This is a genomic window from Alkalibacillus haloalkaliphilus (genome assembly GCF_007991275.1).
In the GTDB taxonomy this organism is placed as follows: domain Bacteria; phylum Bacillota; class Bacilli; order Bacillales; family Alkalibacillaceae; genus Alkalibacillus; species Alkalibacillus haloalkaliphilus.
The window spans coordinates 81379-107801 of record NZ_BJYA01000012.1 but is presented as its reverse complement, the minus strand read 5'-3'; the positions used below and the strand labels follow the sequence as shown (position 1 = coordinate 107801).

At 37.4% G+C, this 26423-nt stretch carries 26 protein-coding genes; 11 read left to right on the top strand and 15 right to left on the bottom strand.

Going from position 1 to position 26423, the window contains the following annotated elements; all coding sequences use genetic code 11:
• Positions 1 to 57: 57 nt before the first annotated feature.
• On the bottom strand, positions 58 to 513 hold the full coding sequence (locus AHA02nite_RS09130) for a DinB family protein (protein WP_170236036.1): 456 nt from the start codon (positions 511 to 513) through the stop codon (positions 58 to 60).
• 145 nt (positions 514 to 658) lie between these two features.
• Between AHA02nite_RS09130 and AHA02nite_RS09125 the strand changes: the two genes are divergently transcribed.
• Positions 659 to 1699: an aldose epimerase family protein gene (locus tag AHA02nite_RS09125; protein WP_146816539.1), complete on the top strand. Its 1041-nt coding sequence runs from the start codon at positions 659 to 661 to the stop codon at positions 1697 to 1699.
• Between the two features lie 39 nt (positions 1700 to 1738).
• On the opposite strand, the gene xylB is transcribed toward AHA02nite_RS09125, so the two are convergent.
• The gene (gene xylB, locus AHA02nite_RS09120; RefSeq protein WP_146816537.1) at positions 1739 to 3238 is read right to left on the bottom strand and encodes a xylulokinase; all 1500 of its coding nucleotides are present in this window, start codon (positions 3236 to 3238) and stop codon (positions 1739 to 1741) included.
• Positions 3239 to 3265: 27 nt separating this feature from the next.
• Positions 3266 to 4591 carry a xylose isomerase gene (gene xylA, locus AHA02nite_RS09115; protein ID WP_146816535.1) on the bottom strand — a complete coding sequence of 442 codons (1326 nt, stop codon included), beginning with the start codon at positions 4589 to 4591 and terminating at the stop codon, positions 3266 to 3268.
• A 126-nt stretch (positions 4592 to 4717) separates the two neighbouring features.
• On the opposite strand from xylA, the gene AHA02nite_RS09110 reads away from it, so the two are divergent.
• Positions 4718 to 5323 carry a YesL family protein gene (locus tag AHA02nite_RS09110; RefSeq protein ID WP_146816533.1) on the top strand — a complete coding sequence of 202 codons (606 nt, stop codon included), beginning with the start codon at positions 4718 to 4720 and terminating at the stop codon, positions 5321 to 5323.
• 36 nt (positions 5324 to 5359) lie between these two features.
• Here AHA02nite_RS09110 and AHA02nite_RS09105 read toward each other — a convergent pair whose 3' ends face one another.
• The 3 genes from AHA02nite_RS09105 to AHA02nite_RS09095 form a co-directional block, all read right to left on the bottom strand.
• Positions 5360 to 6181, bottom strand: coding sequence for a carbohydrate ABC transporter permease (locus AHA02nite_RS09105; RefSeq protein WP_146816531.1), 822 nt, complete (start codon positions 6179 to 6181; stop codon positions 5360 to 5362).
• Between the two features lie 14 nt (positions 6182 to 6195).
• Positions 6196 to 7074 (bottom strand): carbohydrate ABC transporter permease, encoded by an 879-nt coding sequence (locus AHA02nite_RS09100; RefSeq protein WP_146816529.1) that lies wholly within the window; start codon positions 7072 to 7074, stop codon positions 6196 to 6198.
• 118 nt (positions 7075 to 7192) lie between these two features.
• On the bottom strand, positions 7193 to 8500 hold the full coding sequence (locus AHA02nite_RS09095; protein WP_146816527.1) for an extracellular solute-binding protein: 1308 nt from the start codon (positions 8498 to 8500) through the stop codon (positions 7193 to 7195).
• Positions 8501 to 8820: 320 nt separating this feature from the next.
• Here AHA02nite_RS09095 and AHA02nite_RS09090 point away from each other — a divergent pair, with 320 nt between their 5' ends.
• Together AHA02nite_RS09090 and AHA02nite_RS09085 are read left to right on the top strand one after the other, a co-directional pair.
• Complete coding sequence (locus tag AHA02nite_RS09090; protein WP_307724923.1) at positions 8821 to 9858, top strand: ROK family protein; 1038 nt, start codon at positions 8821 to 8823, stop codon at positions 9856 to 9858.
• Between the two features lie 37 nt (positions 9859 to 9895).
• Positions 9896 to 11500: a glycoside hydrolase family 43 protein gene (locus tag AHA02nite_RS09085; protein WP_146816523.1), complete on the top strand. Its 1605-nt coding sequence runs from the start codon at positions 9896 to 9898 to the stop codon at positions 11498 to 11500.
• Positions 11501 to 11552: 52 nt separating this feature from the next.
• Here AHA02nite_RS09085 and AHA02nite_RS15125 read toward each other — a convergent pair whose 3' ends face one another.
• Together AHA02nite_RS15125 and AHA02nite_RS09080 are read right to left on the bottom strand one after the other, a co-directional pair.
• Positions 11553 to 11729 (bottom strand): hypothetical protein, encoded by a 177-nt coding sequence (locus AHA02nite_RS15125; protein ID WP_170236035.1) that lies wholly within the window; start codon positions 11727 to 11729, stop codon positions 11553 to 11555.
• Positions 11730 to 13694 carry an aconitate hydratase gene (locus AHA02nite_RS09080; protein WP_146816521.1) on the bottom strand — a complete coding sequence of 655 codons (1965 nt, stop codon included), beginning with the start codon at positions 13692 to 13694 and terminating at the stop codon, positions 11730 to 11732.
• 242 nt (positions 13695 to 13936) lie between these two features.
• Here AHA02nite_RS09080 and AHA02nite_RS15460 point away from each other — a divergent pair, with 242 nt between their 5' ends.
• Positions 13937 to 14056 (top strand): putative holin-like toxin, encoded by a 120-nt coding sequence (locus AHA02nite_RS15460; protein WP_407642737.1) that lies wholly within the window; start codon positions 13937 to 13939, stop codon positions 14054 to 14056.
• Between the two features lie 32 nt (positions 14057 to 14088).
• Here the strand turns inward: AHA02nite_RS15460 and AHA02nite_RS09070 are convergent, their stop codons facing one another.
• On the bottom strand, positions 14089 to 14670 hold the full coding sequence (locus AHA02nite_RS09070) for a GNAT family N-acetyltransferase (protein ID WP_146816517.1): 582 nt from the start codon (positions 14668 to 14670) through the stop codon (positions 14089 to 14091).
• Positions 14671 to 14802: 132 nt separating this feature from the next.
• Here AHA02nite_RS09070 and AHA02nite_RS09065 point away from each other — a divergent pair, with 132 nt between their 5' ends.
• On the top strand, positions 14803 to 15342 hold the full coding sequence (locus AHA02nite_RS09065) for an LOG family protein (RefSeq protein ID WP_146816515.1): 540 nt from the start codon (positions 14803 to 14805) through the stop codon (positions 15340 to 15342).
• A gap of 15 nt (positions 15343 to 15357) precedes the next feature.
• On the opposite strand, the gene AHA02nite_RS09060 is transcribed toward AHA02nite_RS09065, so the two are convergent.
• On the bottom strand, positions 15358 to 15900 hold the full coding sequence (locus AHA02nite_RS09060) for a histidine phosphatase family protein (RefSeq protein WP_146816513.1): 543 nt from the start codon (positions 15898 to 15900) through the stop codon (positions 15358 to 15360).
• A 187-nt stretch (positions 15901 to 16087) separates the two neighbouring features.
• Here AHA02nite_RS09060 and AHA02nite_RS09055 point away from each other — a divergent pair, with 187 nt between their 5' ends.
• Positions 16088 to 17809: an aromatic amino acid hydroxylase gene (locus AHA02nite_RS09055; protein WP_146816511.1), complete on the top strand. Its 1722-nt coding sequence runs from the start codon at positions 16088 to 16090 to the stop codon at positions 17807 to 17809.
• Positions 17810 to 17856: 47 nt separating this feature from the next.
• Here the strand turns inward: AHA02nite_RS09055 and AHA02nite_RS09050 are convergent, their stop codons facing one another.
• Complete coding sequence (locus AHA02nite_RS09050) at positions 17857 to 18681, bottom strand: hypothetical protein (protein ID WP_146816509.1); 825 nt, start codon at positions 18679 to 18681, stop codon at positions 17857 to 17859.
• Positions 18682 to 18758: 77 nt separating this feature from the next.
• On the opposite strand from AHA02nite_RS09050, the gene AHA02nite_RS09045 reads away from it, so the two are divergent.
• Positions 18759 to 19172, top strand: coding sequence for a hypothetical protein (locus AHA02nite_RS09045; protein ID WP_146816507.1), 414 nt, complete (start codon positions 18759 to 18761; stop codon positions 19170 to 19172).
• Here AHA02nite_RS09045 and AHA02nite_RS09040 read toward each other — a convergent pair whose 3' ends face one another.
• A complete protein-coding gene (locus AHA02nite_RS09040; protein WP_146816505.1) occupies positions 19173 to 19877 on the bottom strand; it encodes an aspartate/glutamate racemase family protein in 705 nt (234 codons plus the stop codon).
• 57 nt (positions 19878 to 19934) lie between these two features.
• A complete protein-coding gene (locus AHA02nite_RS09035; RefSeq protein WP_146816504.1) occupies positions 19935 to 20840 on the bottom strand; it encodes a cysteine hydrolase family protein in 906 nt (301 codons plus the stop codon).
• 164 nt (positions 20841 to 21004) lie between these two features.
• On the opposite strand from AHA02nite_RS09035, the gene AHA02nite_RS09030 reads away from it, so the two are divergent.
• Positions 21005 to 21202: a YfhD family protein gene (locus AHA02nite_RS09030; RefSeq protein ID WP_307724922.1), complete on the top strand. Its 198-nt coding sequence runs from the start codon at positions 21005 to 21007 to the stop codon at positions 21200 to 21202.
• 173 nt (positions 21203 to 21375) lie between these two features.
• Positions 21376 to 22818 carry an LVIVD repeat-containing protein gene (locus AHA02nite_RS09025; RefSeq protein WP_146816502.1) on the top strand — a complete coding sequence of 481 codons (1443 nt, stop codon included), beginning with the start codon at positions 21376 to 21378 and terminating at the stop codon, positions 22816 to 22818.
• 124 nt (positions 22819 to 22942) lie between these two features.
• On the opposite strand, the gene AHA02nite_RS09020 is transcribed toward AHA02nite_RS09025, so the two are convergent.
• Positions 22943 to 25342 (bottom strand): heavy metal translocating P-type ATPase, encoded by a 2400-nt coding sequence (locus tag AHA02nite_RS09020; protein ID WP_146816500.1) that lies wholly within the window; start codon positions 25340 to 25342, stop codon positions 22943 to 22945.
• Positions 25343 to 25357: 15 nt separating this feature from the next.
• Positions 25358 to 25684: a metal-sensitive transcriptional regulator gene (locus AHA02nite_RS09015; protein WP_146816499.1), complete on the bottom strand. Its 327-nt coding sequence runs from the start codon at positions 25682 to 25684 to the stop codon at positions 25358 to 25360.
• 175 nt (positions 25685 to 25859) lie between these two features.
• Between AHA02nite_RS09015 and AHA02nite_RS09010 the strand changes: the two genes are divergently transcribed.
• On the top strand, positions 25860 to 26423 hold the full coding sequence (locus AHA02nite_RS09010; protein WP_146816497.1) for a hypothetical protein: 564 nt from the start codon (positions 25860 to 25862) through the stop codon (positions 26421 to 26423).

Genomic DNA, 26423 nt, shown 5'->3' with positions numbered 1-26423 from the left:
TCTAGATCAACAAAAAAAGCAGAGGCAAAAAACTTCACGCCCCTGCTTTCAAATTCTTTATTTCGTTGCTTGCTTTTGTGCACTCGCTGTTCCAACGTGAAGTGCTTCATGAGAAGTTAAGAATAGAAAAGCCTCTTCAACCGTTTTTAAGTGAAGCATCTCAAAACCAATTTCCTGGTCTAACTTACCTGATGCAAGTTCTTCTAAACGTTTCGCATGTTGTTGTACTTGTTCTACCAACTCATCTTTAGATGGAACATTTTGACCCCAACCTTTCGGGCTAGTCCCTCGACCAAACAATTCCCCATAATGACTAGGCAGTTGACTATCTTGACCTAATGCATTGGTAATGACACTGTCCCACGTCACAACGGAATGAGCAAGATTCCAGCGTGGGTTGTTGTTAAAACCTGAAGGAATCTGATCTAGTTCTTCTTCTGTCATACTTTCTAACAGCTTCACTAAGTTTTGACGCCAAAACCTCGCTTGTTCAAATACTGCTTCTTCATTCATTTTTAATTCCTCCTTTATTATTAATATCATAGCAAAACACCTAGAAAGTTGAGAAATAAACTGCTTTAAACCCCTACACTTAATTCTTATACTCTATAAAATGATATAATTAACGTAAGAATAAGAAAATGGGGGGTTGATAACAATGCAGATAGAAACGGAAGAATTATCACAAGGTGGTTGGAAACAATTTAAACTGACAAACAACAATGGAGTAAGTCTTCATCTCTTAAATTACGGCGGTAGAATTACTAAAATTATGGCACCAAATCAAAATGGTATATTCGAAAACATAGTGCTAGGTTATAAGAATTTAGAAGACTATAAAAAGGATCCTTATTATTTAGGCGCACTTATTGGACGTGTTGCCGGCAGAATTGCTGGGGCTGAATTTCATATTAATAACCATACATATAATTTAGAAAAGAATGACGGCAACAATCACTTACACGGTGGTTCAACAGGGTTTCATAATACACTATGGGATGCTCAGCCATTTCAAGATCAAGATCAAGTTGGTTTATCACTTTCTCATAAAAGAGCTAATTTAGAAGATGGCTACCCAGGTGACCTTCGAGTTACTGTCACATATACGTTAACAAATAACAATGAAATCATTATAGATTATGACGCTATAGCGAATGAAGATACATTTCTTACATTAACCAATCATACGTATTTTAATTTATCCGGTGATTTAAAAGATACAATAGACCAACACTGGCTTAAAGTGAATAGCCAGAAGTTTTTAGAATTAGACAATGAATTAATCCCCACTGGTATTATGAATGTACTTCATACTCCATTTGATTTTCTAAAGTGGCGCCAACTTGAAAGTGGTCTTAAGTCTAAGCATCAACAAATCAAACTTGCTAATAATGGCTATGATCATTATTTTATTTTTGACCGTTCTACTAATGAACAACTGTCAGTAAAAGAAGAGAAAAGTGGTAGGAAATTAACAATGCATACGACTCAACCTGGAATGATATTGTACACTGCAAATAATTTAAATCACGATGTTAAGTTATCGGAAAGAGATTCCCAGAAATATTTAGGGATATGTTTTGAAACACAAGCATCTCCTGGGTCTATTATGCATAACGACTTACCTAGTATAAAGCTAGATGCCAACACACCCTATAAACAACAAACCTTATTTCGCTTAAGCGCAGAAAATAATTAGGAATCCTAAGATTAACCCAGGATTCCTAATACTTCCTATTTAATTCCTAAACTTCACCAGTCTATGTTGAAGTTCCTTTGTATTTTGATATATATCTTGATAAATCTCAAAAAGTTCCTTGTATTTACGAACATTACTTATGTTTGGATTAAATTCTTTATCTACTCTTAAAAACTCTTCTCCACAAGCCCTTAGCGAGTCAAACCAATTACATCCATAAGCAGCTAGCATAGCAGCTCCCATTCCAGGTCCTTGTTCATTTTTTAGTTTAACAACTTTAGCATTAAAAACATCGGCTTGTAATTGCAACCAAGCATCGTTTTTGGCACCTCCCCCAATCGAGATAACAGTCTCTATCTTCTTTCCTTGTTTACGAAAGATTTCCACTGATTCATTCAAAGAAAATGTAATTCCTTCTAAAACCGCTCTGACAAAATCATCTCGCTTATGCGATCGATCCATGCCAACAAAACTAGCTCTAATATTTGCATCAACATGTGGCGTTCTTTCACCAACAAGGTATGGGGTAAATAAAAGACCATTTGCACCTGGGGGAACGTCATCAATACCTTCTAACAAGTCATCATAATCTTCATCTGGTGCAAAGACATCCTTAAACCAACTTAAGCTATCCCCTGCTGCAAGTGTAACTCCCATTGTATAATAAGCGTTCTCTACGCCATGGTTAAAATAATGAACTAATCCTTTGAAATCTTTCTCATGACTAGACTCATAAGAAAGAATTACACCCGACGTACCTATGCTCGCTAAAGTTTTTCCTTCCTCTAAAACACCAGAGCCAATAGCACCACAAGCATTATCAGCACCACCAGCAATTATTTTAGTATTTGAAGTTAACCCAATTTCATCGGCTATATCTGGTAATAACGAGCCCACAACCTCATGTGATTTGACTAATGGAGGGCAAAACTGATCTCTTAGTCCAAACAAATCACACATTTCATTACTCCATTCTTTATTCGCAATATCAAAAAGCAGTGTACCAGCTGCATCAGAATGTTCCATATGAAGTTTACCAGTTAACTTCAACCGTACATAATCTTTTGGAAGTACAAATGTCTTCGCGTTAGCAAACAAGTTTGGCTCATTATTTTTCACCCAAAGAATCTTTGGTAGTGTGAACCCTTCTAATGCAGGGTTCTTAGTCAATTTAAGTAATTGGTCTTCTCCTACTACATTATAAATTTGTTCGCACTCTTTTGATGTACGAGTATCATTCCACAATATAGCATTTCGTAATGGATATAAATCATTGTCTAATAATACTAGCCCATGCATTTGACCAGAAAAGCTTATTCCTTCTATGTCTTCAGGGTTGCCCTGAAAACTCCTAACTACTTCGGACAAACCATCTACCGTTTTTTCAACCCAAACATCTGGTTCTTGTTCACTATAGCCTGATCTTTTTTGTATAACAGGATAATCTTTTGAAACTTCATTAACTACATCGCCATGTTCATTCACTAACAATATTTTGACAGCACTAGTACCTAGGTCTACACCCAACACATACTTCATGTTATCTCAGCTCCTACATCTGAAAAATTACTCTCCAGCGAATGTCTTTAGTAAGTATTGATTTATTGTTGCCTTGATCTGTTCTAGCTTACCTGAGGTATTGTTGATTTCTTTTAAATTCAAGGCATGCTCTTCTAGCTTCGCAAAATTGGTCTTTCCATCGACAATATTTTTACCGATCCCTTCAGAGTAAGAAGCGTAACGATCTTCGACAATACCGTCTAACACTTTGTCGTCTATTAGTTTTTGTGCAACTTTTAATCCAACAGCAAAACTATCCATTCCAGCAATATGTGCATGAAGTAAATCCTCAAACTCAAATGACCCTCTTCTTACTTTTGCATCAAAGTTTAAACCACCTTTGCCTAGTCCATCATTCTTTAAAATTTCATACATTGCTAAAATTGTAGAGTACAAGTCAGTCGGAAATTCATCTGTATCCCATCCTAATAACGGATGTCCCTGGTTTGCATCTACTGATCCTAACATGTCATGAACACGCGCATAGCGTAACTCGTGTTCAAATGTATGGCCAGCCAATGTAGCGTGATTCGCCTCAATATTAAACTTAAAATGGTCTTGTAATCCATAATGCTGTAAAAACGCATATCCACTTGCTACATCAAAGTCATATTGATGAGTCGTCGGTTCTTTCGGCTTTGGTTCAATAAGAAATTGCCCATCAAAAGAAATCTCTTTGGCATAATCTACTGCCATGTGGAAAAAGCGTCCTAAATTATCTAACTCTAACCCTAAGTCAGTGTTTAATAAAGTTTCATAACCTTCTCTTCCACCCCAAAACACATAGTTTTCTGCCCCTAACTCTTTACCTATTTCCAAACCTTTTTTTACTTTGGCAGCAGAATAAGCAAATACATCTGCATTGTTAGATGATGCGGCCCCGTGAACAAAACGAGGATTTGTGAAGTTATTCGCTGTATTCCACAGCAGTTTAGTGTCACTATCTTTCATATAATCCTTAATCATAGCAACAATTGTATCAAGGTTTTGATTTGTTTCTCTTAAACTATCGCCCTCTGGTGCAATATCCACATCATGAAAGCAGAAATACGGTACTCCTAACTTCTCAAAAAATTCAAAGGCTGCTTCAACCCTTGCCTTTGCCAAATCCATACCAGAGTAATGATCCCATGGGCGAATAGCTGTCCCCGTTCCAAATGGATCAGATAAATCTTCTGTAAATGTATGCCAGTAAGCTACACTAAAACGCAAATGTTCTTCCATAGTTTTTCCACCAACTACCTCACTTGGATTATAGAACTTAAAGGCATGTGGATTAGTAGAATTTAAACCTTCAAATTTAATAGTTTCAATGTTTTTTAGATAAGTCATTTCTTATCCCTCCATCATCTTTTATTGTTTTAGGTTAAACAAATTATTAAATAGACAAATAAAGCTTTATATATTAACATGTTTTTAGAATAATGTGTAAATTTTGTCGGTTCTAGGGGGATTATTATGAGTAGAGCTTTATATAGTGCTCTGGAGTGGGTCACTCGTTTTGCTTACATTCAATTGTTATGGATTACCTTTACCATCTTTGGAGCTGTAATATTAGGTTTATTCCCAGCAACCATTGCCATGTTTTCAGTTATTAGACAATGGCTGAAAGGTCAAACCGATCTCCCTATACTTAATACTTTCTTAAAGTACTATAAAGAAGAGTTTTGGAAGAGTAATCGCATAGGCTTTTTCATTTACTGTATAGCATTCATATTTCTTTTTAACATCTTCTTTTTATACACAAACATTGGTGAGATATTGACTTGGACGTCTGTACCATTAATTGCAGGGGTTTTTATATTTTTATTATTTCTATTTTATCTCTTTCCAACTTACGTGCATTTTCATATAAAAGGTTTTCAAGTATTGAAGTATTCTTTTTTTACAATGCTTATTAGCCCATTACAATCTTTTCTAATTGTAGTCAGTTTAGCTTCATTTTATTTCCTTACCTACTTGTTGCCAGCTCTATTTTTTATATTTGGTGCTAGCTTTTATGCATTCATTACAGTTCATTTTGCAATACAAGCTTTTAATAAATTCGACAAGCAAACTACATAGTGAAATAGACGATTTGTTACATGAGTAAATGTGTAATTACCCTTTTACAGCACTGGAGGAAATACCATCCACAATTTTATTACTAAAAAATAAAAATGCTATTAAAATTGGCAGTACACTTATTACAAGAGTAGCTCCAATTGCACCCCAGTCGGTCATATACTGACCAACAAAGTTCTGTATACCAACTGTTAACGTTCTATATTGGTCCGAACTTATAAACGTGTTAACAAAGACAAATTCATTCCAGTTATAGATCATATTAATGATTACTGTAGTGGACATAACAGGTGCGGATATTGGTAATACAATCTTAAAAAACAGCCTATGTAGTGATGCGCCATCTATAATTGCAGCCTCTTCAATCTCTCTAGGTATAGTGTAATAAAAGCCTAGTAGTATCATCATCGTAATCGGCAAATTATAGGCTGTATATGTAATAACAATAGACCAAGGGTTATCAATAAGGTTGATATTCAAAAACATATTGAACAACGGAATTAATGAAGAATGAATTGGGATCATTAAACCGATCATAAATAACCCTAAAACTAAACCGCTAAGTTTCCATTTCATTCTCGTAATTACAAACACAGCCATACTAGCAAATAAAACTGTTAGGAAAATTGCTACACCTGTAATCCAAACACTATTAAAGAAGTATAGACCTATACCACCTTCCCATACTCTTAGGTAGTTTTCCCATCTAATTTCCTCTGGGAGCGCAAAAGGGGATCCCGCAAATATTTCGCGATTATCTTTTAAGGAAAATAGAAATAACCATACAATAGGAAAGACTTGAAATACACCGACTACTCCTAGGCATAGGTATAAAAAGAAATAACCTAAACGTCCCATCACAAAACCTCCCTTTAATATTGAATTTCTTCTTTTGAAGCGGTGAACTTCCTAACAATAATTGTTACAAGAAGTGTGATTAGCAGTAGCATAAACCCTACAGAGCTACCATAACCGAAGTCATTGTTTGAGAAGGCTAATTTATACATGTAAGAAGCCATGACTTCACTTGCACCATTAGGTCCTCCTCCAGTCATTACATAAATTAAGTCAAAATACTTAAGAGAACCAACAATTGCTAATACTATAGTTACTTTAACAACACCCATAATTAATGGAAGTTTAATTTGAAGAGCAACTTGCAAAGGTGAAGCACCATCAATTTTTGCTGCCTCAACAATTGTATCTGGGATGTTTTTTAAAGCTGCAAAATATATTAAAATGTAAAACCCTGCATACTGCCACAATATAGGGATAAAAATTGAATATAAAACTATATTTGGGTCAGCTAGCCATAGTGGTGGATTTTCAACTCCGAACCAATGAAGAACTGTATTTAACATCCCATTAGACGGGTTGTACACTTTAATCCATAGTTGTGCAATTGCAACCGAAGATAATAGCATCGGTATTAAATAAATTTTCCTTAATAAATCTGCACCTTTAATTTTGGAAGCTAAGATCATCGCAATAGCTAAGTAAATTGCTAAGCTTAAAGTCGAAAATAAAGCTAATAAAAATGAATGTGCAGCACTTTCCCAAAACCTAGGATCTTGAACTACGTTAATGTAGTTTTCAAGACCTATAAATTCCATTTCACCTATTCCATCCCAATCCATAAGCCCATAATATCCTGTTAGTAATAGTGGAATAAAAATTAAAACAGCTACTAGAAAAAACGCAGGAAATAAGTAAAGGATTATAAACCACTTATTTGACATGACTTTGTTCACCATTCTCACCCCCATATAAAGAAGTGGGGATGACTAATCCACCCTTTCATTGATGTATTTTCATTTGATGAAGTAAGGTATGCATTAGTTCATCCCTATTAATTGTAATCAGTATTTTCTATTCTTCTGAAAGTGCATTTTCATGCTCTTCTGCAAACTCTTCAGCTGTAATTTCTAATCCAAATAACGCTTGAATTAACTCTAAGTGTCGATCAGCAACACCCGCACTCATTTGCACATCAGCATATAGTGTTAAGTTTGTTGCATTTTCGAGATCTTCTAAAACTTCAACATACATATCTGGAAGATCTAACGATTCACCATCCACTATCGTACCTGGAATAACACCAGCTTCAGTAACTGACCTTTCTCCCCATTCCTGTATAAAGAAAGACGAAAATTCCAAAGCAGCATCTTTAACCTCTGAATTTTCACTTACAAACAACCCAACTCCTGGACCACCTACAAAACTATTCGTATCACCTGATCCTTCAACAGTTGGGAATTTAAAGTAATCAACAGAATCTCTGAACTCTTGTGGTATATCCTCATTGGTTGTAAAGTTCGGTAAATCCCATGTTGCAATCATATACATTGCAGCTTGATCATTCATAAACATACTACTTGCTTCTTCATTTGCCATTCCGTTAAACCCACTATTAAATGAGTCATTTGTTACCATCTCTTGTACCTTTTCTGCTGCTTCTACTAAAGCTGGGTCCTCAAAAGACCTTTCACCATTAATTGCTTCTGTAAGGACATCAGAACCACCAATTCGGTCTGCAAAATACATGTACCACATTGAACCTGTCCAACGATCTCTATTACCTAAAGATATAGGTTCAACATTATTTTCATTTAAAACTGAGATGATTTCTTGTAAATCCTCATACGTATCTGGTTTTTCCAAGCCATGCTCATCAAAGATGTTCTTATTATAAAAAACATAAGTTGTATTTAACTCCAATGGAAGGCCATATGAGACACCATCTAATTCAAACGCCTCTAGAGTTCCCGCAACAAATTCATCTCGAAGACCTTCATCTAACATATCATCAAGTTCCGCAAACATGTTACCGCTTACAAAAGGTTCCATATAACCAGCCGCCCATGTCATTCCTACATCAGGCAGTTCATTAGCAGAAGATAATACTGTTATTTGATCTTTGTATTGTTCATTACTGTAAACCTGTAAGTCAACAGTTTTATTTGGATGTTCTTCCTCAAAGTCCTCAATAATTTCATTGACTATTCTATAATGCTGGGCTGAACTTCCTTCTGGCCATAAGTGCATGAATTCTATTACTTCATCGTCTTCACTACTGCCAACTTCCTCATCACCTTCACCATCTTCACTACATGCAAATAATAAAAGACTACCTAACAATAAAATCAAAAAAGCAGACAACCATTTAAATTTCTTCATCTTCTTCCCCCTTAAAATTATTAGAAAAATCTTCATTTTCAAACATTAAGTAAATATTACCATGGTAAACATTGTTTGTCTAGTGGATAAACAAAGTGTATAATAAAATTATTGAAATAGTTTAAATTGGCAGACATTATTTATTTAGTCTAATATTTTAAAGAAAGTGTGATTACATTATGATAACAACTTACAATCAATACGTAGTGAAAGAAAGGAACAAGTCTTTAGTTTTAAACTGTATTAGAGAGCACTCCCCCATTTCTAGAGCGGATACCGCTATCAAGACTGGGTTGAACAAAGGAACTGTCTCCTCTCTTGTGAACGATTTACTAGACCAACATTTAATTCTCGAGTCGGGCCCAGGTACTTCAAGTGGTGGGCGCAGGCCTGTAATGCTTTTATTCAATGAATCAGCAGGGTACTCTTTGGGTATTGATATTGGAGTTAACTATATCTTGGCCGTTGTAACAGATCTGCAAGGGAACATTCACAATGAACAATTTACCAAGATTGGTAACTTAACATTTGAAGAAACGCTTAATGAAACTTACTCAATCATTGATGAACTAATTGTTTCACTCCCCAAAAGCCCTTATGGAGTTATAGGAATAGGTATTGGAGTTCCTGGTTTAGTAAAAAACGGTAGAGTATTAATGGCTCCTAACATTAGCTGGAAAAATGTTGACCTTAAGAAGTTAGTGGAAGAAAAGTACAATACCCCTGTTGTCATTCAGAACGAAGCAAATGCCGGGGCTTATGGTGAAAAGAAATTCGGTGCAGGAAAACCGTATAATGATATTGTCTACATTAGCATTGGTATCGGTATCGGTGCTGGTTTCATATTAAACGGAAAGCTTCATGAAGGGCACAATGGACTTACAGGAGAGGTTGGACATATGACTATTAATATGAATGGTCCTTTATGCAATTGTGGAAATAAAGGGTGTTGGGAGTTATATGCCTCTGAACAATCTCTTATTAATATGGCTCTCGAGTACAATATCATTAAAGGCAATCCAGAAGAAAAAACATTAGAATGGCTAATCTCACTAGCTGAAAATGAAAACGAACAAGCCCTTAAAATAATTAATAAACTAAGCGACTATATATTAGTCGGGCTAAATAATATCATTAACAGTTATAACCCTGAGCAGATCATCATTGGTAATCGTTTAGCTACACTACAGAATTGGCTTGAAGAACCTTTAAAACAAAACATAAGTACACACCCATTAGTATCACACCAGAAAGACTTACAGCTTCATTTTTCTATGTTAGAAAAAAAGTCAGCCGCTTTAGGAGTGTCTGCCTTTGTAACTGATAGTTTCTTTTCGAAAAATCAACTTACAAATTAAATGTTAACCAATAAATCTATAATTAGAGGTGAAGAATATGTCAAACATTAAAAATCCAATCTTGAAGGGGTTCAACCCTGACCCAAGCATATGTCGAGCTGGAGAAGATTACTACATCGCTGTCTCTACATTTGAATGGTTTCCTGGTGTAGGTATATACCATTCAAAAGACTTAAAAAACTGGAGACTTGTTTCAAGACCTTTAAACCGAATAAGTCAATTAAACATGCAAGGTAACCCTGATTCTGGTGGTGTATGGGCACCTGCTCTATCATATAGTGATGGAAAGTTTTGGCTTATCTATACTGATGTTAAAGTAACTGAAGGTCAGTGGAAAGACTGTCATAATTACCTTGTTACCTGTAACCAAATTGATGGTGAATGGTCAGAGCCAGTCACCTTAAACAGTTCTGGTTTCGATCCTTCTTTATTTCATGATGATGACGGAAGAAAGTACCTTGTTAATATGATGTGGGACCACCGACTACCCAACCATAATTTTTATGGTATAGTGCTACAAGAATATAGTGTTAAAGACGAGAAACTGATAGGTGATAAAAAAGTGATTTTTAAAGGAACAGATGTAAAGCTAACAGAAGCACCTCACATCTATAAAGAGAATGGATACTACTACTTACTAACAGCTGAAGGCGGTACAAAATACGATCACCAAGCAACTATAGCTCGTTCAAAAAGCTTGTATGGTCCTTATGAAGTTCACCCAGAAAATCCGTTAATAACATCTTTTCCATACCCTAGAAATCCTTTACAAAAAGCAGGGCATGCTTCAATTGTGAAAACACACACCGATGAATGGTTCCTTGTTCATCTTACAGGTCGCCCATTACCTAAAGATGAACAACCTCTTTTAGATCCTAGAGGTTTCTGCCCATTAGGAAGAGAAACAGCTATACAACGTTTGGAATGGAAAAATGACTGGCCATACGTTGTTGGTGGAAATGAACCATCGTTACAAATTAAAGGGCCTGACATAGAAGAAGTGAAGTGGAAAAAAGATTATCCCAGAAAAGATGACTTTAACCAGCAAGAATTAAACCCACACTTTCAGTCACTAAGAATTCCATTAGAAAATAATATGTCTTTAACAGAGCTACCTGGTCATTTACGATTGTATGGAAATGAATCTTTAACATCTAAATTTACACAATCTTTTATTGCAAGACGCTGGGAACATTTTAACTTTACTGCTGAAACGAAATTGAGTTTTAATCCGCAATCATTTCAACAAGCTGCAGGCCTTGTTAATTATTACAACACACAAAATTGGTCAGCTTTACAAGTTACATGGCATGAAGAGAAAGGGAGAATTCTTGACCTTACAGTTTGCGATAATTTTGAATTTGATCGACCACTTAAAAACGAAGTTATAGCAATTCCAGATGAAACTAACTACATTTACTTACGTGTAGAAGTAAGTACTAATCTATACCATTATCACTATTCTTTTGATGGAGATCATTGGGTGAGAATTCCTATTGATTTTCACTCTTACAAGCTATCGGATGACTACATTCAAGGTGGAGGTTTCTTTACAGGGGCATTTGTTGGTATGCAATGTCAAGATACTTCTGGAGAAAAACTACACGCAGACTTCGACTACTTCCTTTACCAAGAATCTTAAATATAAAAGCACTGATCATAAGATGATCAGTGCTTTTATTGTCTTTACAGGATTAATCTAATATTCGATTGTTTTCATCAACTTCATTAATACGGCTTCCTTGTTGACTTTCATACTTCGAAACATAACCATCTCCACTACAGACAGTACACGTGTAGCGCCATTCTTCATCGTCCATTAATAGTCCAGCACCATCACATGCTTTGCAACGAAACTGTTGTGAACCCATTTAGACACCACTTTCTTGTTGTTTGTTTTTAACCCAATTAATAATGCCTCCTGCTAGTATTATGTCCAAATGACGATCTGTTAAACTATGCTTTACTTTAACTTTTTCAGCTTTACCTCTAACGCCAACTTCAAATTCGTTTGACTCTTGGATCTTGTCACGAACGTTTTCAAATTCTAATACGGCGCCTTGCTCGATTTTGTCGAATTCTGATTCGTCTACAAACGTTAATGGCAATATGCCGAAGTTAATTAAATTCTGCAAGTGAATACGAGCAAAGTCTTTCACAATGACAGCTTTTAATCCTAGATAGCGTGGAGCTAACGCTGCGTGTTCACGGCTAGAGCCTTGACCGTAGTTGTATCCACCGACAACCGCATGGCCTCCATCGTCACGAAGCTCCATAGCACGCTCGTAGTAATTGTCATCAACAATTTCAAATGTAAATGTACTGATTTTCGGCAAGTTACTACGGTAAGGTAAAACACGCGAACCACCGGCTAATATTTCATCAGTTGAAATGTTATCGCCCATCTTCAATAAGACAGGTACCTCAAAGTTGTCTTGTAATGGAGCCATGTTTGGAATTGAACTAATGTTAGGCCCCTTCTCTAACTCAACTGTTAAACCATCAGCTGATGTTAATGGCTCTTCTAACATACCTTTTTCTTTTTCAAAATCAACTTTTGTCGGCTCTTTTACTTTAGGATAATCCATTTCTAACGTTCTTGGGTCGGTAATTTCCCCCGTTAACGCTGAAGCTGCTGCTGTTTCTGGGCTACATAAAAACACGCTATCCTCTTTAGTACCTGATCGTCCTGGGAAGTTACGAGGCGTTGTTCTTAAGCTGTTACGCCCAGATGCCGGCGCTTGCCCCATTCCGATACAACCGTTACAACCAGCTTGGTGAAGCCTTCCACCAGCCGACAAAAGACTTGCAATATGTCCATCATCGACTAATTGCGTTAAAATTTGTCGAGATGATGGGTTAATATCTAACGAAAGGCCTTGTGCTACATGCTTTCCTTTAACAACCTCTGCAACAATGGCAAAGTCTCGGTAACCTGGGTTAGCTGATGAACCGATATAAGATTGATAAATCGGTTCGCCTGCCACTTCAGTAACTGGTACTACGTTACCTGGGCTTGATGGTTTTGCGATTAACGGCTCAAGACTCGATAAGTCAATTTCTTCATGAAGGTCATAGCTCGCTCCACGGTCAGCGGTCACTTCAACCCAATCTTCTTCTCTTCCTTGTACTTTTAAGAAGTTTTTAATCTCTTTGTCTGAAGGGAAAACGGTTGCCGTTGCGCCGAGTTCTGCTCCCATGTTGGCAATGACATGGCGGTCCATTGCTGATAATTCTTTAACACCAGGACCGTAATATTCAATGACCTTTCCAACACCGCCTTTAACATCATGACGGCGTAACATTTCTAAAATAACATCTTTAGCACTAACCCAATCCGGAAGCTTTCCTGTTAACTTAACGCCCCAAACTTGTGGCATTTTAATGTAATAAGGCTCTCCTGCAATAGCTAAGGCAACATCAATACCACCAGCACCCATCGCAAGCATCCCCATACAACCGTTAGCGCACGTATGGCTATCTGAACCGAGTAACGTCTTACCTGGCACAGCTAGCTTCTGCATATGAACCGGGTGGCTAACACCATTACCAGGACGGCTATAATAAAGACCGAAACGATTAGCCGCACTACGTAAAAACATATGGTCATCTGCATTTCGATAATCATCTTGAATTAAATTGTGGTCTACATACTGTGCTGATGCTTCTGTTTTAGCTTGATCAACACCCATAGCTTCAAGCTCTAACATGACCATAGTACCTGTTGCATCTTGTGTTAACGTTTGATCAATTTTTAGCCCAATCTCTTCACCTGGATTCATTTGCCCTGAGACTAGATGCTCTTTAATCAACTTTTGTGTCACATTCATTTTCACGAGACATACCCCTTTCTATTATTTCCGCTCGTTAAAAAAGTGTCTTTACTGTTAAATTTACCCACACCACTACTTTATTAAACGCGACTACTCGATATACACGCCATTAATATAATGCTCAACTGTTATGTATTTTACACAGCTAAATAGGACATAAGTCGTTTTTTGTTCGATTAACTTTACGAACATATGTTCTTGTTTTACAATATAGACAACCCGATAGCGAGAGGAAAACTTTGGAGGTGTTGCTTTTAGTGGAAACGTACGGATTTTTGTTAGTCATGTTAGGGTTCGGTTCATTTGTGGTGGCGCTTCTTTCTCTAATCATCCAAATCATTAACGCCATCATAAAAAAGAAGTAGCTCCTTAGTGATACTATAAGGAGCTACTCGTTCTATTTTAACGTTTTAACATAACCATTACACTCATAAACTCGCTCAAATTTATTAATAACACTTTCATCATGTCCCATATAGTGAGCAAACGCAGATAATACAGTGACTTCTGAATGTTTCGATCCAATGAATTCATGCCTTTGCTCACCACTAATAAATGCTTGATAATAGGAGTTAGCCTTTTGAAACCCTTGATTTTCATACCAATGATTAACCCAGTCATCATCTCTTGTCCATGCCTCTAAGTATTCATAACCTTGACCCTTTAATTGACTCTCAGCATATTGAAGTAATTGCTTCCCAACACCTTCTCGTTGATAGTCTGGATGGACTGCAATGTGCCACATCATAGCACCTAACCCATTTCTTAACGTACATACTTGCCTTTCACTTTGTTCCAACTCCAAATCTAATAAGCCAACAATCTCCCCACCCTTTTCAGCTACGATTTCAATCGATCGGTTGTGATACTTCTCTTTATGTTGTAAAACATTATCATAGTAAGCTGTGTTAAGAAAAGATAAAACCCTACACCTTAGCCAACCTTCCTCATCTCTCGGTTCATAATTTCGAATAAACATATTTTCACTTCCTTAGATTTTGTTCTTGATTATGTTCATGCTAAATTAAATCAAATGGTATAATTTATTTACATAAAGCTTATTGTTATTGAATAAAAATAATAAACATCATAACGGAATGGGAGTTATTCGATGAAGCGTGTAGCAGTATTCTGTGGTTCACGAAAAGGTCGTGATCCTGTTTACATGAAGAAAGCTAAACAGCTAGGTGAAGTTTTAGCACAACACAACATTGAGCTCGTTTACGGCGGTGCTATCGTCGGTTGTATGGGTGCTGTCGCTGAAGGTGTGTTAAAAAACGGTGGGAAGGCAATTGGTGTTATCCCTGAAAAACTAAAAACGATTGAAATAGCTCACGATGCACTTACCGAATTACATGTCGTCGAAACGATGCACGACAGAAAAGCAATGATGGCACGACTTGCCGATGCTTTTATTGCCTTACCAGGTGGTGCTGGTACGCTAGAAGAATGGTTTGAAGTCGTAACATGGGCACAAATTGGTTATCACGAAAAGCCATGTGCACTTCTCAATATTAACGATTACTACACACCACTACTTGAACTGTTTGATCATATGATTGAACAAGGTTTTGTTGATCAGTTACATAAAGATTTAATAATTATGGATTCTGACCCACATAAATTAATTCACCATATGAAAGAGCTATAACGCATAGCTCTTTTTTTATTGATCCCAAATACGTTTGACTTCACGTCGAGTTAAGTTAATTTCATAAATATCAGGATTCGTTAACTGCTTCCAGCCTTCGAACCCAAATGATGGATCAAAATGATTTAAAATCAATGAAATAAGACCACCATGTGAAACAACAATTGTCGCTTTGTTTTGGCTTAATTTTATATCAGTCAAAACTTTAACTGCCCGATCGGCCGCTTCTCTACTTGATTCCCCACCTGAAAACTTCAAGTCAAAATCTTGATACGTTTGCTCTAATCGCTCCATCCAGTCGGATAAGTTTTCACTACTTAATTTCCTTTCTTGTAAATCGTCCGCTATATATAAGTCCAGTTGATGTTCTTGTGCTGTTGGCATAATAGATTGAATCGCACGCTCAAATGGGCTTGTTATAATCTGATCGACACGCTGTTCACTAAAGAAATCACGCAATCTATACGCCTGTATCTCACCTTGTTCTGTTAATTGACTACTCGGTTCTTGCCCTTCTGCTTCACAATGCCTAACGATATAAACTTTCTGATCAACCATATAACACTCTCCTAAACACTCTATTAAACTACTTATATATGAAATATAAAACTTAGTCAACTAAATTTAAAATAATGGTTGCTAATCTACAACGTAAAATGATATATTAGTTTTTAAATACTCGTCACTTTATCAAGTAAAAGCGTTCAAGTGGACAAGCGTAAAAGTGATAAAAAGGAGTGCAACCATGCAAACAGTTGAAAAGAAATCCGTACCTAAACATTTAAGAAAATACACAGCCGAACAACATTATGAACATTACACTGCTATTAACCATGCCGTATGGCGTTATGTCATGCGACAAAACCATAATTTATTAAAAGATACAGCTCACGAAGCATATACTGACGGTTTAAGAGCCTCTTCCATTTCAATAGATAAAATTCCTAACGTTGATGAAATGAATGAAAGTCTTGCACCGTCTGGTTGGGGAGCTGCAACAATCGATGGCTTCATCCCAGGAGTTGCCTTCTTTGAATTTCAAGCAAAAGGTATATTACCTGTCGTAAATGAAATACGTAAGTTAGAAAACATACTTTACACACCAGCTCCAGACATTATTCATGAAGCTGCTGGCCACGCACCAATCTTAGCTGACCCTGAGTACTCAGCATTCGTTAAACGATTTGGTGAAATTGGTATGAAAGCAATTGCGACAAAAGAAGAACATGATCATTTTGAAGCTGTTCGAAGTTACTCGAATCTATTAGAAAAAGGTAATGCTACTGAAGAAGAAATTAACCAAGCTAAGCAAGAAGTTGATGAATGCGAAGCGAAGATCACAGAGCTTTCAGAAGCACAAATCGTCGGTCGTTTTTACTGGTGGACAGTAGAATTCGGACTAGTAGGTGACCTTGATGACCCTAAAATTTACGGGGCTGGCTTACTATCTTCTGTCGGCGAAGGTTCCAATGCATTAAGTGATGAAGTTGAAAAATTGCCATTTGATATGGATGAAGTCATAAACACAGGTTTTGATATTACAAAGCCCCAGCCTCATTTATTCGTATGTAAAGACTTCAAGCAGCTCCTCGATGCAGCTGAAGAATTTGCGAAAACGATGTCGTTTATGAAAGGAGGGACAGAAAGTTTAGAGAAAGCCGTTCGTTCTGCTAATACCGCTACAGCTGTATTTAGCTCAGGTCTTCAAGTGACTGGTGTGTTCACCGACTTGTTAAAAGATGATCAAGGAGAAGCAATCTACTTAAAAACAACTGGTGAGACAGCCTTAGCTGCAAGTGACCAACAATTAGAAAACCACGGAACTGACGTCCATGCTGACGGGTTCGGTGCACCAATTGGTCAAATTACAGGGCTTGAAAAACCACTTGAAGACTTAAGCGATGATCAGCTTAAAGATATCGGAGTTCAGATTGGAAATAATACTGAACTGAACTATGAAAATGGGATTCAAGTGAATGGAACAGTTACTGATCTAGTTCACCATAATGAGAAGTTAGTAGTAATCTCATTAGAAGACTGCACTGTAACTAAAGGGGAAGAAGTCCTTTTCAAACCTGAGTGGGGCGCATTTGATTTAGCCGTTGGAACTGACATCACTTCTGTTTATGCAGGTGCGGCTGACGGTGAAAATTACTACACTGTCGATGAAGCTCAAGAAACGCCGATTCCAGAAAAGACACAAGTAGAACTTAATGAGCTTTATGCCCGTGTAAGAGCCATCCGAGACAATAGTTCTAACAATTTAGTTGCTGACTTACAGCCGATCCATGAACAACTTAAGGAAGACCACCCTAAAGATTGGCTTCTTCGTCTAGAAATGGTGGAGTTACTAAGTGAGCTTGCTGAAACAGATTTAAAGCAAACTTTACTAGAAGAATTAAATAACTTAAAGAGAGAGAATGAAGAGTTTAACACGTTAATCGAACGTGGATTATCAATTGTCTAATCAACCTTTTAAAGAGGAAAGCGAACGCCGGCTTTCCTCTTTTTACTTTATTGTAGTTTAAACTTTCTTATATACATAACTAATGACACGCTAACAATAAGCGATATAAAAGCTACCCCGATCGCAACGTATGTCAAAATGTTAGGTGAAGTGTTTAACTGAACATTATAAGCGATGTTTAAATCACCTCTTACAGCATCATTTAAGTCGGCTTTATTATCTCTGTCTCTTAGTTGCTCATGATTAGTTCCCTCATCAATGACGAGCCACCGACCACTAGTCAAAACATTAGAACCGGTTAAGGTTGGCTCGATGTATTCGGCAACACGCTCTTCATCAAAATGATTTAACTGCAAATGACTCTGTTCAGTTCCGTTATTATATTGCGGAAACTGATAATTAACGTTCACCACTTGAACATATATATTATCTCTTTGAGCAAATAGGGCAAGCCTTCCAGAGAAACCTGCTCCGCTACTACCGCTCCTTTGTCCTCCATCAACATATGTTGGCATATCAATTAATAAATCTACACGCACCTCATCACCGGGTTCGATGTCACCTGATATTTCGATTCTTTGCTGATCTCCTTCGTCTACATTAACATCTAAAGCTTCAGGCTTGTTGACTACCTCCACTGTCACACCTGGAAAGTGTCCAATAGTCGGCTGAAAACTTTCTGAAATACTTTGTGTCGTCGTACTCGTATTTTCATATTCACGTGACATTGTAAAAGACATATTACCACTGTAATCACCAGCACCCTGTACCATTATGCCTAGCGACACTTCTCCTTCTTCTTCGGCACTAACTTGTTGATCAATTCCCATTAAAAATAGAACAATTAAAGTAGATAAAATGATCTTCCTCAAAATAAAACCTCTCAATCTATCGAATCACTAACATCCATGATATGATAATGCTATATTTAATCAAGTAGGTGGTTTTAATGCTTCTTAGAAAATTTCTCGCTTTTTTACTCGCTTCGATTATAATAACACCGACACTAACCGCTGTTTTATATTTAACGAGTGGTGGAATTTTTCTATCGGTTTTATTACCAATCATCGCGCTTTATGTTGTTGGCGGTCTATTCTCTTACGGTATTCCAGCATCTGTCCTTTCTGATTGGTTAACTCAGAAAATGACTGAAGTTAAACGTCGACAATATTCTTTTTGGTTTCATGTTTTGTCTGGTGTAAGCTTTATTTTCATACTCGGTATTCTTGCCGACCCAAGTACGTTGTTTAACGATTTTATAACCTATTGGACAAGTATGTATCCATTCTTTTTTGGTGCATTGTTTGCCGCCATTGTTCTATGGTTTTGTGATGAATGGGTGCGAAAAAAGCGCGGTAATTAGTTAGTTAACATTTATACTCCCTAACGCATAATCAACTGCTTTTTGGACATGGATCTTTGATGTATCATAAACTGGTATGTCTAGACTCGTTTGGTTTATGAGTAGTCCTATTTCAGTACACCCTAATATAACAGAATCTGCTCCATCTTGTTTTAATCGTTCGATCACTTGCAAATAATATTGCTTCGACTGCTGATTCAGTTCACCTAAAACAAGCTCATTAAAAATGATATCATTTACTCTCTTTTGTTCCTCTTCAGTTGGAACAATAACATCTATACTATATTTACGAACCCGATCTTTATAGAAACCTTGCTCCATCGTATATTTCGTACCTAATAAAGCTGTCGAATGAACCCGATCTCCCTTCATCTTCTCAGCAGTTGCATCCGCAATATGGATCACTGGAAGGTCTGTTATTTCTTCAACATAATCAATTACTTTATGCATTGTGTTTGTTGCTAAAATGATGAGCTCTGCTCCAGCGCTTTCAAGTTTTTTCGTCACTTCTGCTAACCTTTCTCCTGATTCACTCCATCTTCCTTCCGACTGGTACCTCTCGATCTCTGCAAAATCGACACTATAGATGATACATTCAGCAGAATGTAATCCACCTAATCGATTTTTTACTTCACGATTGATTTCTTGGTAGTATGAAACTGTCGATTCCCAACTCATTCCGCCAATAATTCCAATTGTCCGCAACGCCATTCTCCTTCCAACGACAAATTCTAGCTATTTCCTGGGGAATTGATACAATTCCTACAAAATAAGCTCACTTGATTCTACAAGTTTAACACCGTATTTGTCAGATAATTGTTTCCAACCATCATACGTTTCATCTTCAAAACCTGGAATACAGCTCATCCCATCTTTTAGTACGTAAATGTTATTTGTAAAACTCTCATTTGATGCAAAGTGCTCTGCTAATTGTTTTACTGATTCATAAACACAATGTGACTCCGCTTCTCCAGCAACAACTACTTTGTCAAATTCACTAATAAAATTAAGTAAACCATAATCAGTTTGGTTATCCTGACTATACTCAGGTTCAATAATCCCATATTTCTCACTAAGAGGATCTAATCCTTTAACAACCTTCTTCACTTCTGTATTACGGATGATCGAATGAAAATGAATCATTCTCGAAAACTGGCTTTCTAATGCGGCACCTGGTGTTCCTTCTATACAATGAAATGGCCAAATGCACAGTTGCTTTTGACCTTGTTGCTCTAATCCTTTTACATATTGAATGCTTTGTTCGTGCTTATACAACGGCTTCCATTTACCTAATTCAACATCTTCTACAGTAATTATTGTTAAAGGATCAGGGTGGTTCCCTTTTGGATCAACCCACCAAGCAGGGTGAAAAATTTGTTTCATATTATGGGTGTCTAACGATACAGCAATACTTGTGATCTTACTTAAGTTGCGATAAATGAAGCGCGTTATACTATAGACATCTTCATATGACCCTGGTACTCCTAAAGCACCGCCTTCTATAAAGTCATTTTGTAGATCGATTCCTAAAAATAACACCTTTTGTTCATCTTGTTTGGCGTCGTTTAACTCCTCTTGATTAGCTAAATAATGAATTTCATTTAAGTCAACTTTTTCATAGCTTCCTATTGCGTCGCGATTAATGATTTCGTCAAAATTAACCTTCATAATCCCACCCTTTCAAATACACTCTATACACTTAATTATGCCGAAACTCAAGATACAATTCAAACTATTCAGACTAAAGTAATAGTATAAAAAACAGATTGTCTAACATAACTCACCCTTTATCTTCGCATACTACATTTGTACTAATTAACAAGAGAGGTGATATGGAGATGGGTAGAGATGAACATAAAAGAAAAAGCCGCAAACCCTTAGGTCAAACGCCTAAAAGTGAACAGCTAGAAGCGCGTGATGTCGAGTTTGCAGAAGAATTAGCTGACAGTGCTGACATCGAAGCTCAACGTCGAGCAGAAGCTGCAGATCAACGTGCGAGTCAACATCAACATAACCGACGTAAATCTTAAAAAACTTAAGTGACCGCCTTCACGCGGTCACTTTTCGTGTAAAACATTTACATTTTCTAGTTATTTAGACTGTCGAAATAATGAGTATATCTTCATATTAACTATTTCTTCCAAATCTATTAAACTATTAAATAGAGTGAATATTCACTAATTTTTGTAATGGAGGAATGTTTATGAAGAAAAGAAATCTTCTTGTTACCTCTGCATTGTCGGGAGCTTTAGTCTTCTCAGTTTTTACTCCTACTACATTTGCACATGATTACCTCGATGGTTCAGACTTAAACAAAGGTGAAAGAACATTATTTACAGAAGAAGAATTAGAAGATTTAGGAACTCCACATGTAGAAGGCGATAAAAACTTAAAGTTTCTTGATGAAGCCGCTTCTTTACAACTGGAACAAATCCGAGATGGGATCCAAAACAATGCCGCTGATGTATACTCACATAAAGGATTTGCTTATGTAGGTACTCATACAGCAGGTGGCGGCGATGGTGGTGTTCGAGTCTTTGACTTACAAGATCCCGAAAACCCTGAAGAAGTAGCAGTTTTCGCTCATGATGACGTTCCAGGCACATGGCATGAAAAGGTCATTGTAAAGTCTGTAAACACACCAGAATTTAATGGTGATTTAGCAGTCGTCAGTGTTCAACAATTAAACCGTAATGCAGACACTTCTGGAGGATTTTTGCTTTATGATGTAACAGACCCGTACAACCCAGAGAAACTTGGTTACTCAGAAGTTTATGCTGACACAAATGGTACACATGAACTTTATTTAACGACTCAAGGTAATCGCGCACTCGTTTTAACTGCTAACCCTTATGCTGACCTATACAGTGGTGGTGAAGAGCACGATTTTCAAATTGTAGACGTATCTGACCCGTCTAATCCCGAAAATCTATGGCAGTTTGACCCAAGATCCTTGCCGGAAGTATCAGACGAGTTTGATGGATATAATTGGGAGTCTCCAGATGGTAACACGCGACCTGTGTTTGCTCATAGCGTAATAACCGATAACAACGCTCGACACGCCTATGTATCGATGTGGGATTTAGGAACGATGATCTTTAACATCGAAGACCCTGAAAATCCTGAGTACTTAGGACGCACAGACTTCGCCTCTGATCAACAAGGCTCTGCTCATTCTGCAGCTTTGGCACAAGGTGGCAACGTTTTAATTGAAACTCGAGAAGTTTATGTTCCAGTTCGCGAAGGATATGAAGAAGCTTACGGTTATACACGTATCTTTGATATTAAAGACCCGACTGATCCAGAACTACTAAGCGAGTTCACGACAGACTTAACGTTCCAAGTTGAAGATGGGCCAACTTTTGCAAACACTGTTCACGACCCTAAAGTAAGAGGCAATACTCTTTACCTTTCACACTATGCTGGTGGTGTTTATGCTGTTGACATCACTGACCCATCAGATCCCGTTCAAGTAGGGCAATACAAATCAGACCAAGCAGATGTTTGGGGCGTATTTGTCGACCGAAACTTTGTATTAGCATCTGATATGGGACAAGGATTGAAGGTGCTAACGAAGAATAATAGTGGTGGAAATGGGAACGGCAATGGTAATGGCAACGGTAACGGACACAGTCCTACCCGATAAAATTTTAAAAAGGTGATCGCTTATTGCGGTCATCTTTTTAATTGTTATAAACATCACGTTTGACTAGGGGCAGCCTTATTAAATCAAATATATAAGCCACCCCCTAATCGGAAGTGGCTCATAATCAAATTCTTTGTCGTTTAAGTCTAAGCGAATTCGTCAATACAGAAACCGAACTAAACGCCATTGCTGCACCAGCTACCCAAGGTGCCAAGAATCCTAATGCTGCAACTGGTATGCTCGCTGAATTGTAGAAGAATGCCCAGAATAAGTTTTGGCGAATGTTTCGCATTGTCTTTTTGCTTAATTTGATTGCTTTTGGAATATTGTTTAAGTCGCCACCAACTAATGTTACATCAGCCGCTTCAATTGCTACATCTGTACCTGTTCCAATCGCCATACCAATGTCAGCCATTGCCAATGCAGGAGCATCATTAATACCGTCTCCAACCATAGCAACCTTCTTGCCTTCTTGCTGTAGTTTTTCTACTTGATCTGCTTTATGCTGTGGTAATACTTCTGCGATTACATTGGCTTCAGGAATGCCGACTTCACGCGCAACGGCACTTGCTGTTCTTCTGTTATCACCTGTCATTATATAAACGTCAATTTCGTCATTTTGTAACGCTTCGATTGCTTGCTTAGACGTTGATTTAACAGTATCTGCAATAGCAATAACAAAGCGTAACTGTCCATCTATTGCCGCTAAAACAGCTGTTTTCCCTTCGTCTTCAAACTGTTGTAATACTTCTTCTGCTTGAGTAACCTCAATACCTTGTTCTGTTAATAATTTACGAGTTCCAACTAATACGTCTGATTCGTCAATCGATGCTTGAACACCGTGGCCAGTAATAGCTTCAAACTGATTAGGGTTGTTAACTTCTACACCTTGTTCTGTTGCATAAGCAATAACCGCTTCAGCTAATGGGTGTTCAGAGCGCTTCTCAGCTGCTGCAATTAAAGCAAAATCTCGTTCATCACCTGAGATTGTTTTTACATCTGTAACACGTGGACGACCTTCTGTAATGGTACCTGTTTTATCTAACAATACAGCTTGAATACCTTGAGTGCCTTCTAAATACTCTCCACCTTTAAACAGAATGCCATTTTCAGCCCCGCGTCCTGTACCAACCATAATTGAAGTTGGTGTTGCAAGTCCTAATGCACATGGACATGCAATAACTAATACCGCTACAGAGGCTGTCAGAGCAGGTGCCCATACCCCTGGATTAACGATAAAGAACCAAACAACAAACGTTACAATCGCAATAACGACAACGATTGGCACGAAAATGCTTGAAATTTTATCAACCATTCTTTGGATAGGAGCTTTAGACCCTTGAGCATCTTCAACGATTTTAATAATGCCTGCTAAAGCTGTATCCTTTCCGACTTTTTCTGCAACCATTGTAATCGTACCGTTTTTGTTAATCGTTGAACCTATAACTGTTGATTCTTGTTGTTTATCAACTGGGATTGCTTCACCAGTAATCATTGATTCGTCAATCGAAGTCGTCCCTTCTACCACTTCACCGTCTACCGGAATTTTTTCACCTGGGCGAACGACGATGTGGTCACCGACTTGAACTTCTTCTACTGGAACTTGAACTTCTTCACCGTTCTTTAACACGGTTGCTTCTTTTGCCTGTAAGTTTAGCAATTGCGTAATCGCAACTGTTGTACGCCCTTTGGCGACTGCTTCTAGATACTTACCCAGTACAACGAGTGTAATAATAATCGCACTTGCTTCGTAATAAAGTTCCGCATGGTGTACAGCACCCATTTGCCATAACACTGATTGAACGAAGCTGTACATAAATGCTGCTGTCGTACCTAATGCGACTAATACGTCCATGTTGGCGCTTTTATTAATAAGAGATCGGTATGCACCTTTATAAAACTGTGCACCGATATAAAACTGAACGACAGCTGCTAATACAAACTGTGTCCACGGATACTCAATCCAGGCAGGTGCTGATAAGTTCGGTGCAAACGGTAAATGACCAAGCATCGTTAATAGTAAAGGTGCAGAGAAAATCGCTGCAATTATAAATTTAGTCTTTTGGCTACGAATTTCTTTCTCTTTTGAAGACTCTTTCTCTTCTTGATCTTGCTTTAACAGAGCTTCAAAGCCTAACTTTTTAACTTTCTCTTGAATGTCTTCTACCGATACCATCCCAGGGGTATAAGAAATGGTTCCTGATTCTGTTGTTAAGTTGATGTTTGCTTCACTAATACCGTCCATTCTAGATAGACCTTTTTCAATACGAGTTGAGCATGCTGCACATGTCATCCCTTTAATATCAAGTTCAACCTTTTCTTCTCTTACGCCGTAACCCAATTTATCAATTTTCTCAACGACATCGTCGACAGAGACTTGGTCCTCATCATACTTAACATCCGCTCGTTCCATTGAAAGGTTAACGTTTGCTTCAACCCCATCCATTTTGTTAAGGACTTTCTCAATTCGTGTTGAACAAGCGGCACACGTCATACCTTCTACGTTTAACTTTGTTTCTTTCATTAGTTGCACCTCCCTTTACTTCGTATATTGTTGCACGACTTTCATTAACTCTTCCATATATTCGTCCCCTTCACCTTGCTTAACTGCTTGGTGAACACACATTCTTGCATGACGTTCCATCATCGAATAACCAACTTTATTTAGTGCCGCATTGACTGCTGATATTTGAACTAAAACATCTACGCAGTAGCGATCTTCTTCAATCATTTTTTGTAAGCCACGCACTTGCCCTTCAATTCGTTTTAATCGATTAAGCATTTGTTCTTTTTCGGAGTTCGTACGCGGTACGACTGGCTCCTCATCAGAAACCATCTTTGGATCTATATTTTCATTTTGTGACATTAAGAACACCTCCTAAGTGTTTCTAACTTTACTATACCCCCCTATAGTATATTTGTCAATTAACTCAACGCCTATTTTCTCGTAACAATCATACCCCCACCACGTACTGTTCAATTACTTAACATAACTTCCAACTTCACTCATAAAATTTATTAGACAAAGGAGGACAACTTATATGACGGCTGAAGTTTTCTCATTTCTGATCATTATTCTTAATTTACTAGTAGTCTTTTCTGCCTTATACCAAAACAAGTACCGTGCCTTTAGTATGGCGATGATGGTTCTTATAATGGTCGTTAGCATGACGTTTGGGTTTGTTTATGGCTTTTTATTTGGCATTATTTTCGATTATAGTCTGCTTGTGAGTACGTTAGTTAGCTGTGGGTTTGCAGCTTTAACAGGAGTTTTTATGGGAATGTTTTCAGATGGACTTGCTCAACTTGAAGGAACGTTTACTGGTATTATGGCTGCCATGATGGGAGCGATGTTAGTTGTCATGCTCCCGCTATCAGAAGGATTATTTATTTTGTTAATTGGCCTTCTTCTCCTTACCGGGACATCATTATTTATGATGACGGCTCTCATAAAAAAGAACAACTCACGCTTTAATTCTAAGCATGAGTTGATCTTATTAGGGGTTACGTGTGTTGTTATTCTATTAATTTTCATTAATTACCCTAATGAAAAACCTATTCAACAAGATATTAACCATGACCATCATACGATGAAAATAGTTTAA

Excerpts from the sequence above, each read along its gene's own strand:
- AHA02nite_RS09130 (WP_170236036.1), bottom strand. The coding sequence starts at position 513 with ATGAATGAAGAAGCAGTATTTGAACAAGCGAGGTTTTGGCGTCAAAAC.
- AHA02nite_RS09125 (WP_146816539.1), top strand. The coding sequence starts at position 659 with ATGCAGATAGAAACGGAAGAATTATCACAAGGTGGTTGGAAACAATTT.
- xylB (WP_146816537.1), bottom strand. The coding sequence starts at position 3,238 with ATGAAGTATGTGTTGGGTGTAGACCTAGGTACTAGTGCTGTCAAAATA.
- xylA (WP_146816535.1), bottom strand. The coding sequence starts at position 4,591 with ATGACTTATCTAAAAAACATTGAAACTATTAAATTTGAAGGTTTAAAT.
- AHA02nite_RS09110 (WP_146816533.1), top strand. The coding sequence starts at position 4,718 with ATGAGTAGAGCTTTATATAGTGCTCTGGAGTGGGTCACTCGTTTTGCT.
- AHA02nite_RS09105 (WP_146816531.1), bottom strand. The coding sequence starts at position 6,181 with ATGGGACGTTTAGGTTATTTCTTTTTATACCTATGCCTAGGAGTAGTC.
- AHA02nite_RS09095 (WP_146816527.1), bottom strand. The coding sequence starts at position 8,500 with ATGAAGAAATTTAAATGGTTGTCTGCTTTTTTGATTTTATTGTTAGGT.
- AHA02nite_RS09085 (WP_146816523.1), top strand. The coding sequence starts at position 9,896 with ATGTCAAACATTAAAAATCCAATCTTGAAGGGGTTCAACCCTGACCCA.
- AHA02nite_RS15125 (WP_170236035.1), bottom strand. The coding sequence starts at position 11,729 with ATGGGTTCACAACAGTTTCGTTGCAAAGCATGTGATGGTGCTGGACTA.
- AHA02nite_RS09070 (WP_146816517.1), bottom strand. The coding sequence starts at position 14,670 with ATGTTTATTCGAAATTATGAACCGAGAGATGAGGAAGGTTGGCTAAGG.
- AHA02nite_RS09065 (WP_146816515.1), top strand. The coding sequence starts at position 14,803 with ATGAAGCGTGTAGCAGTATTCTGTGGTTCACGAAAAGGTCGTGATCCT.
- AHA02nite_RS09060 (WP_146816513.1), bottom strand. The coding sequence starts at position 15,900 with ATGGTTGATCAGAAAGTTTATATCGTTAGGCATTGTGAAGCAGAAGGG.
- AHA02nite_RS09055 (WP_146816511.1), top strand. The coding sequence starts at position 16,088 with ATGCAAACAGTTGAAAAGAAATCCGTACCTAAACATTTAAGAAAATAC.
- AHA02nite_RS09045 (WP_146816507.1), top strand. The coding sequence starts at position 18,759 with ATGCTTCTTAGAAAATTTCTCGCTTTTTTACTCGCTTCGATTATAATA.
- AHA02nite_RS09035 (WP_146816504.1), bottom strand. The coding sequence starts at position 20,840 with ATGAAGGTTAATTTTGACGAAATCATTAATCGCGACGCAATAGGAAGC.
- AHA02nite_RS09030 (WP_307724922.1), top strand. The coding sequence starts at position 21,005 with ATGGAGATGGGTAGAGATGAACATAAAAGAAAAAGCCGCAAACCCTTA.
- AHA02nite_RS09025 (WP_146816502.1), top strand. The coding sequence starts at position 21,376 with ATGAAGAAAAGAAATCTTCTTGTTACCTCTGCATTGTCGGGAGCTTTA.
- AHA02nite_RS09020 (WP_146816500.1), bottom strand. The coding sequence starts at position 25,342 with ATGAAAGAAACAAAGTTAAACGTAGAAGGTATGACGTGTGCCGCTTGT.
- AHA02nite_RS09015 (WP_146816499.1), bottom strand. The coding sequence starts at position 25,684 with ATGTCACAAAATGAAAATATAGATCCAAAGATGGTTTCTGATGAGGAG.
- AHA02nite_RS09010 (WP_146816497.1), top strand. The coding sequence starts at position 25,860 with ATGACGGCTGAAGTTTTCTCATTTCTGATCATTATTCTTAATTTACTA.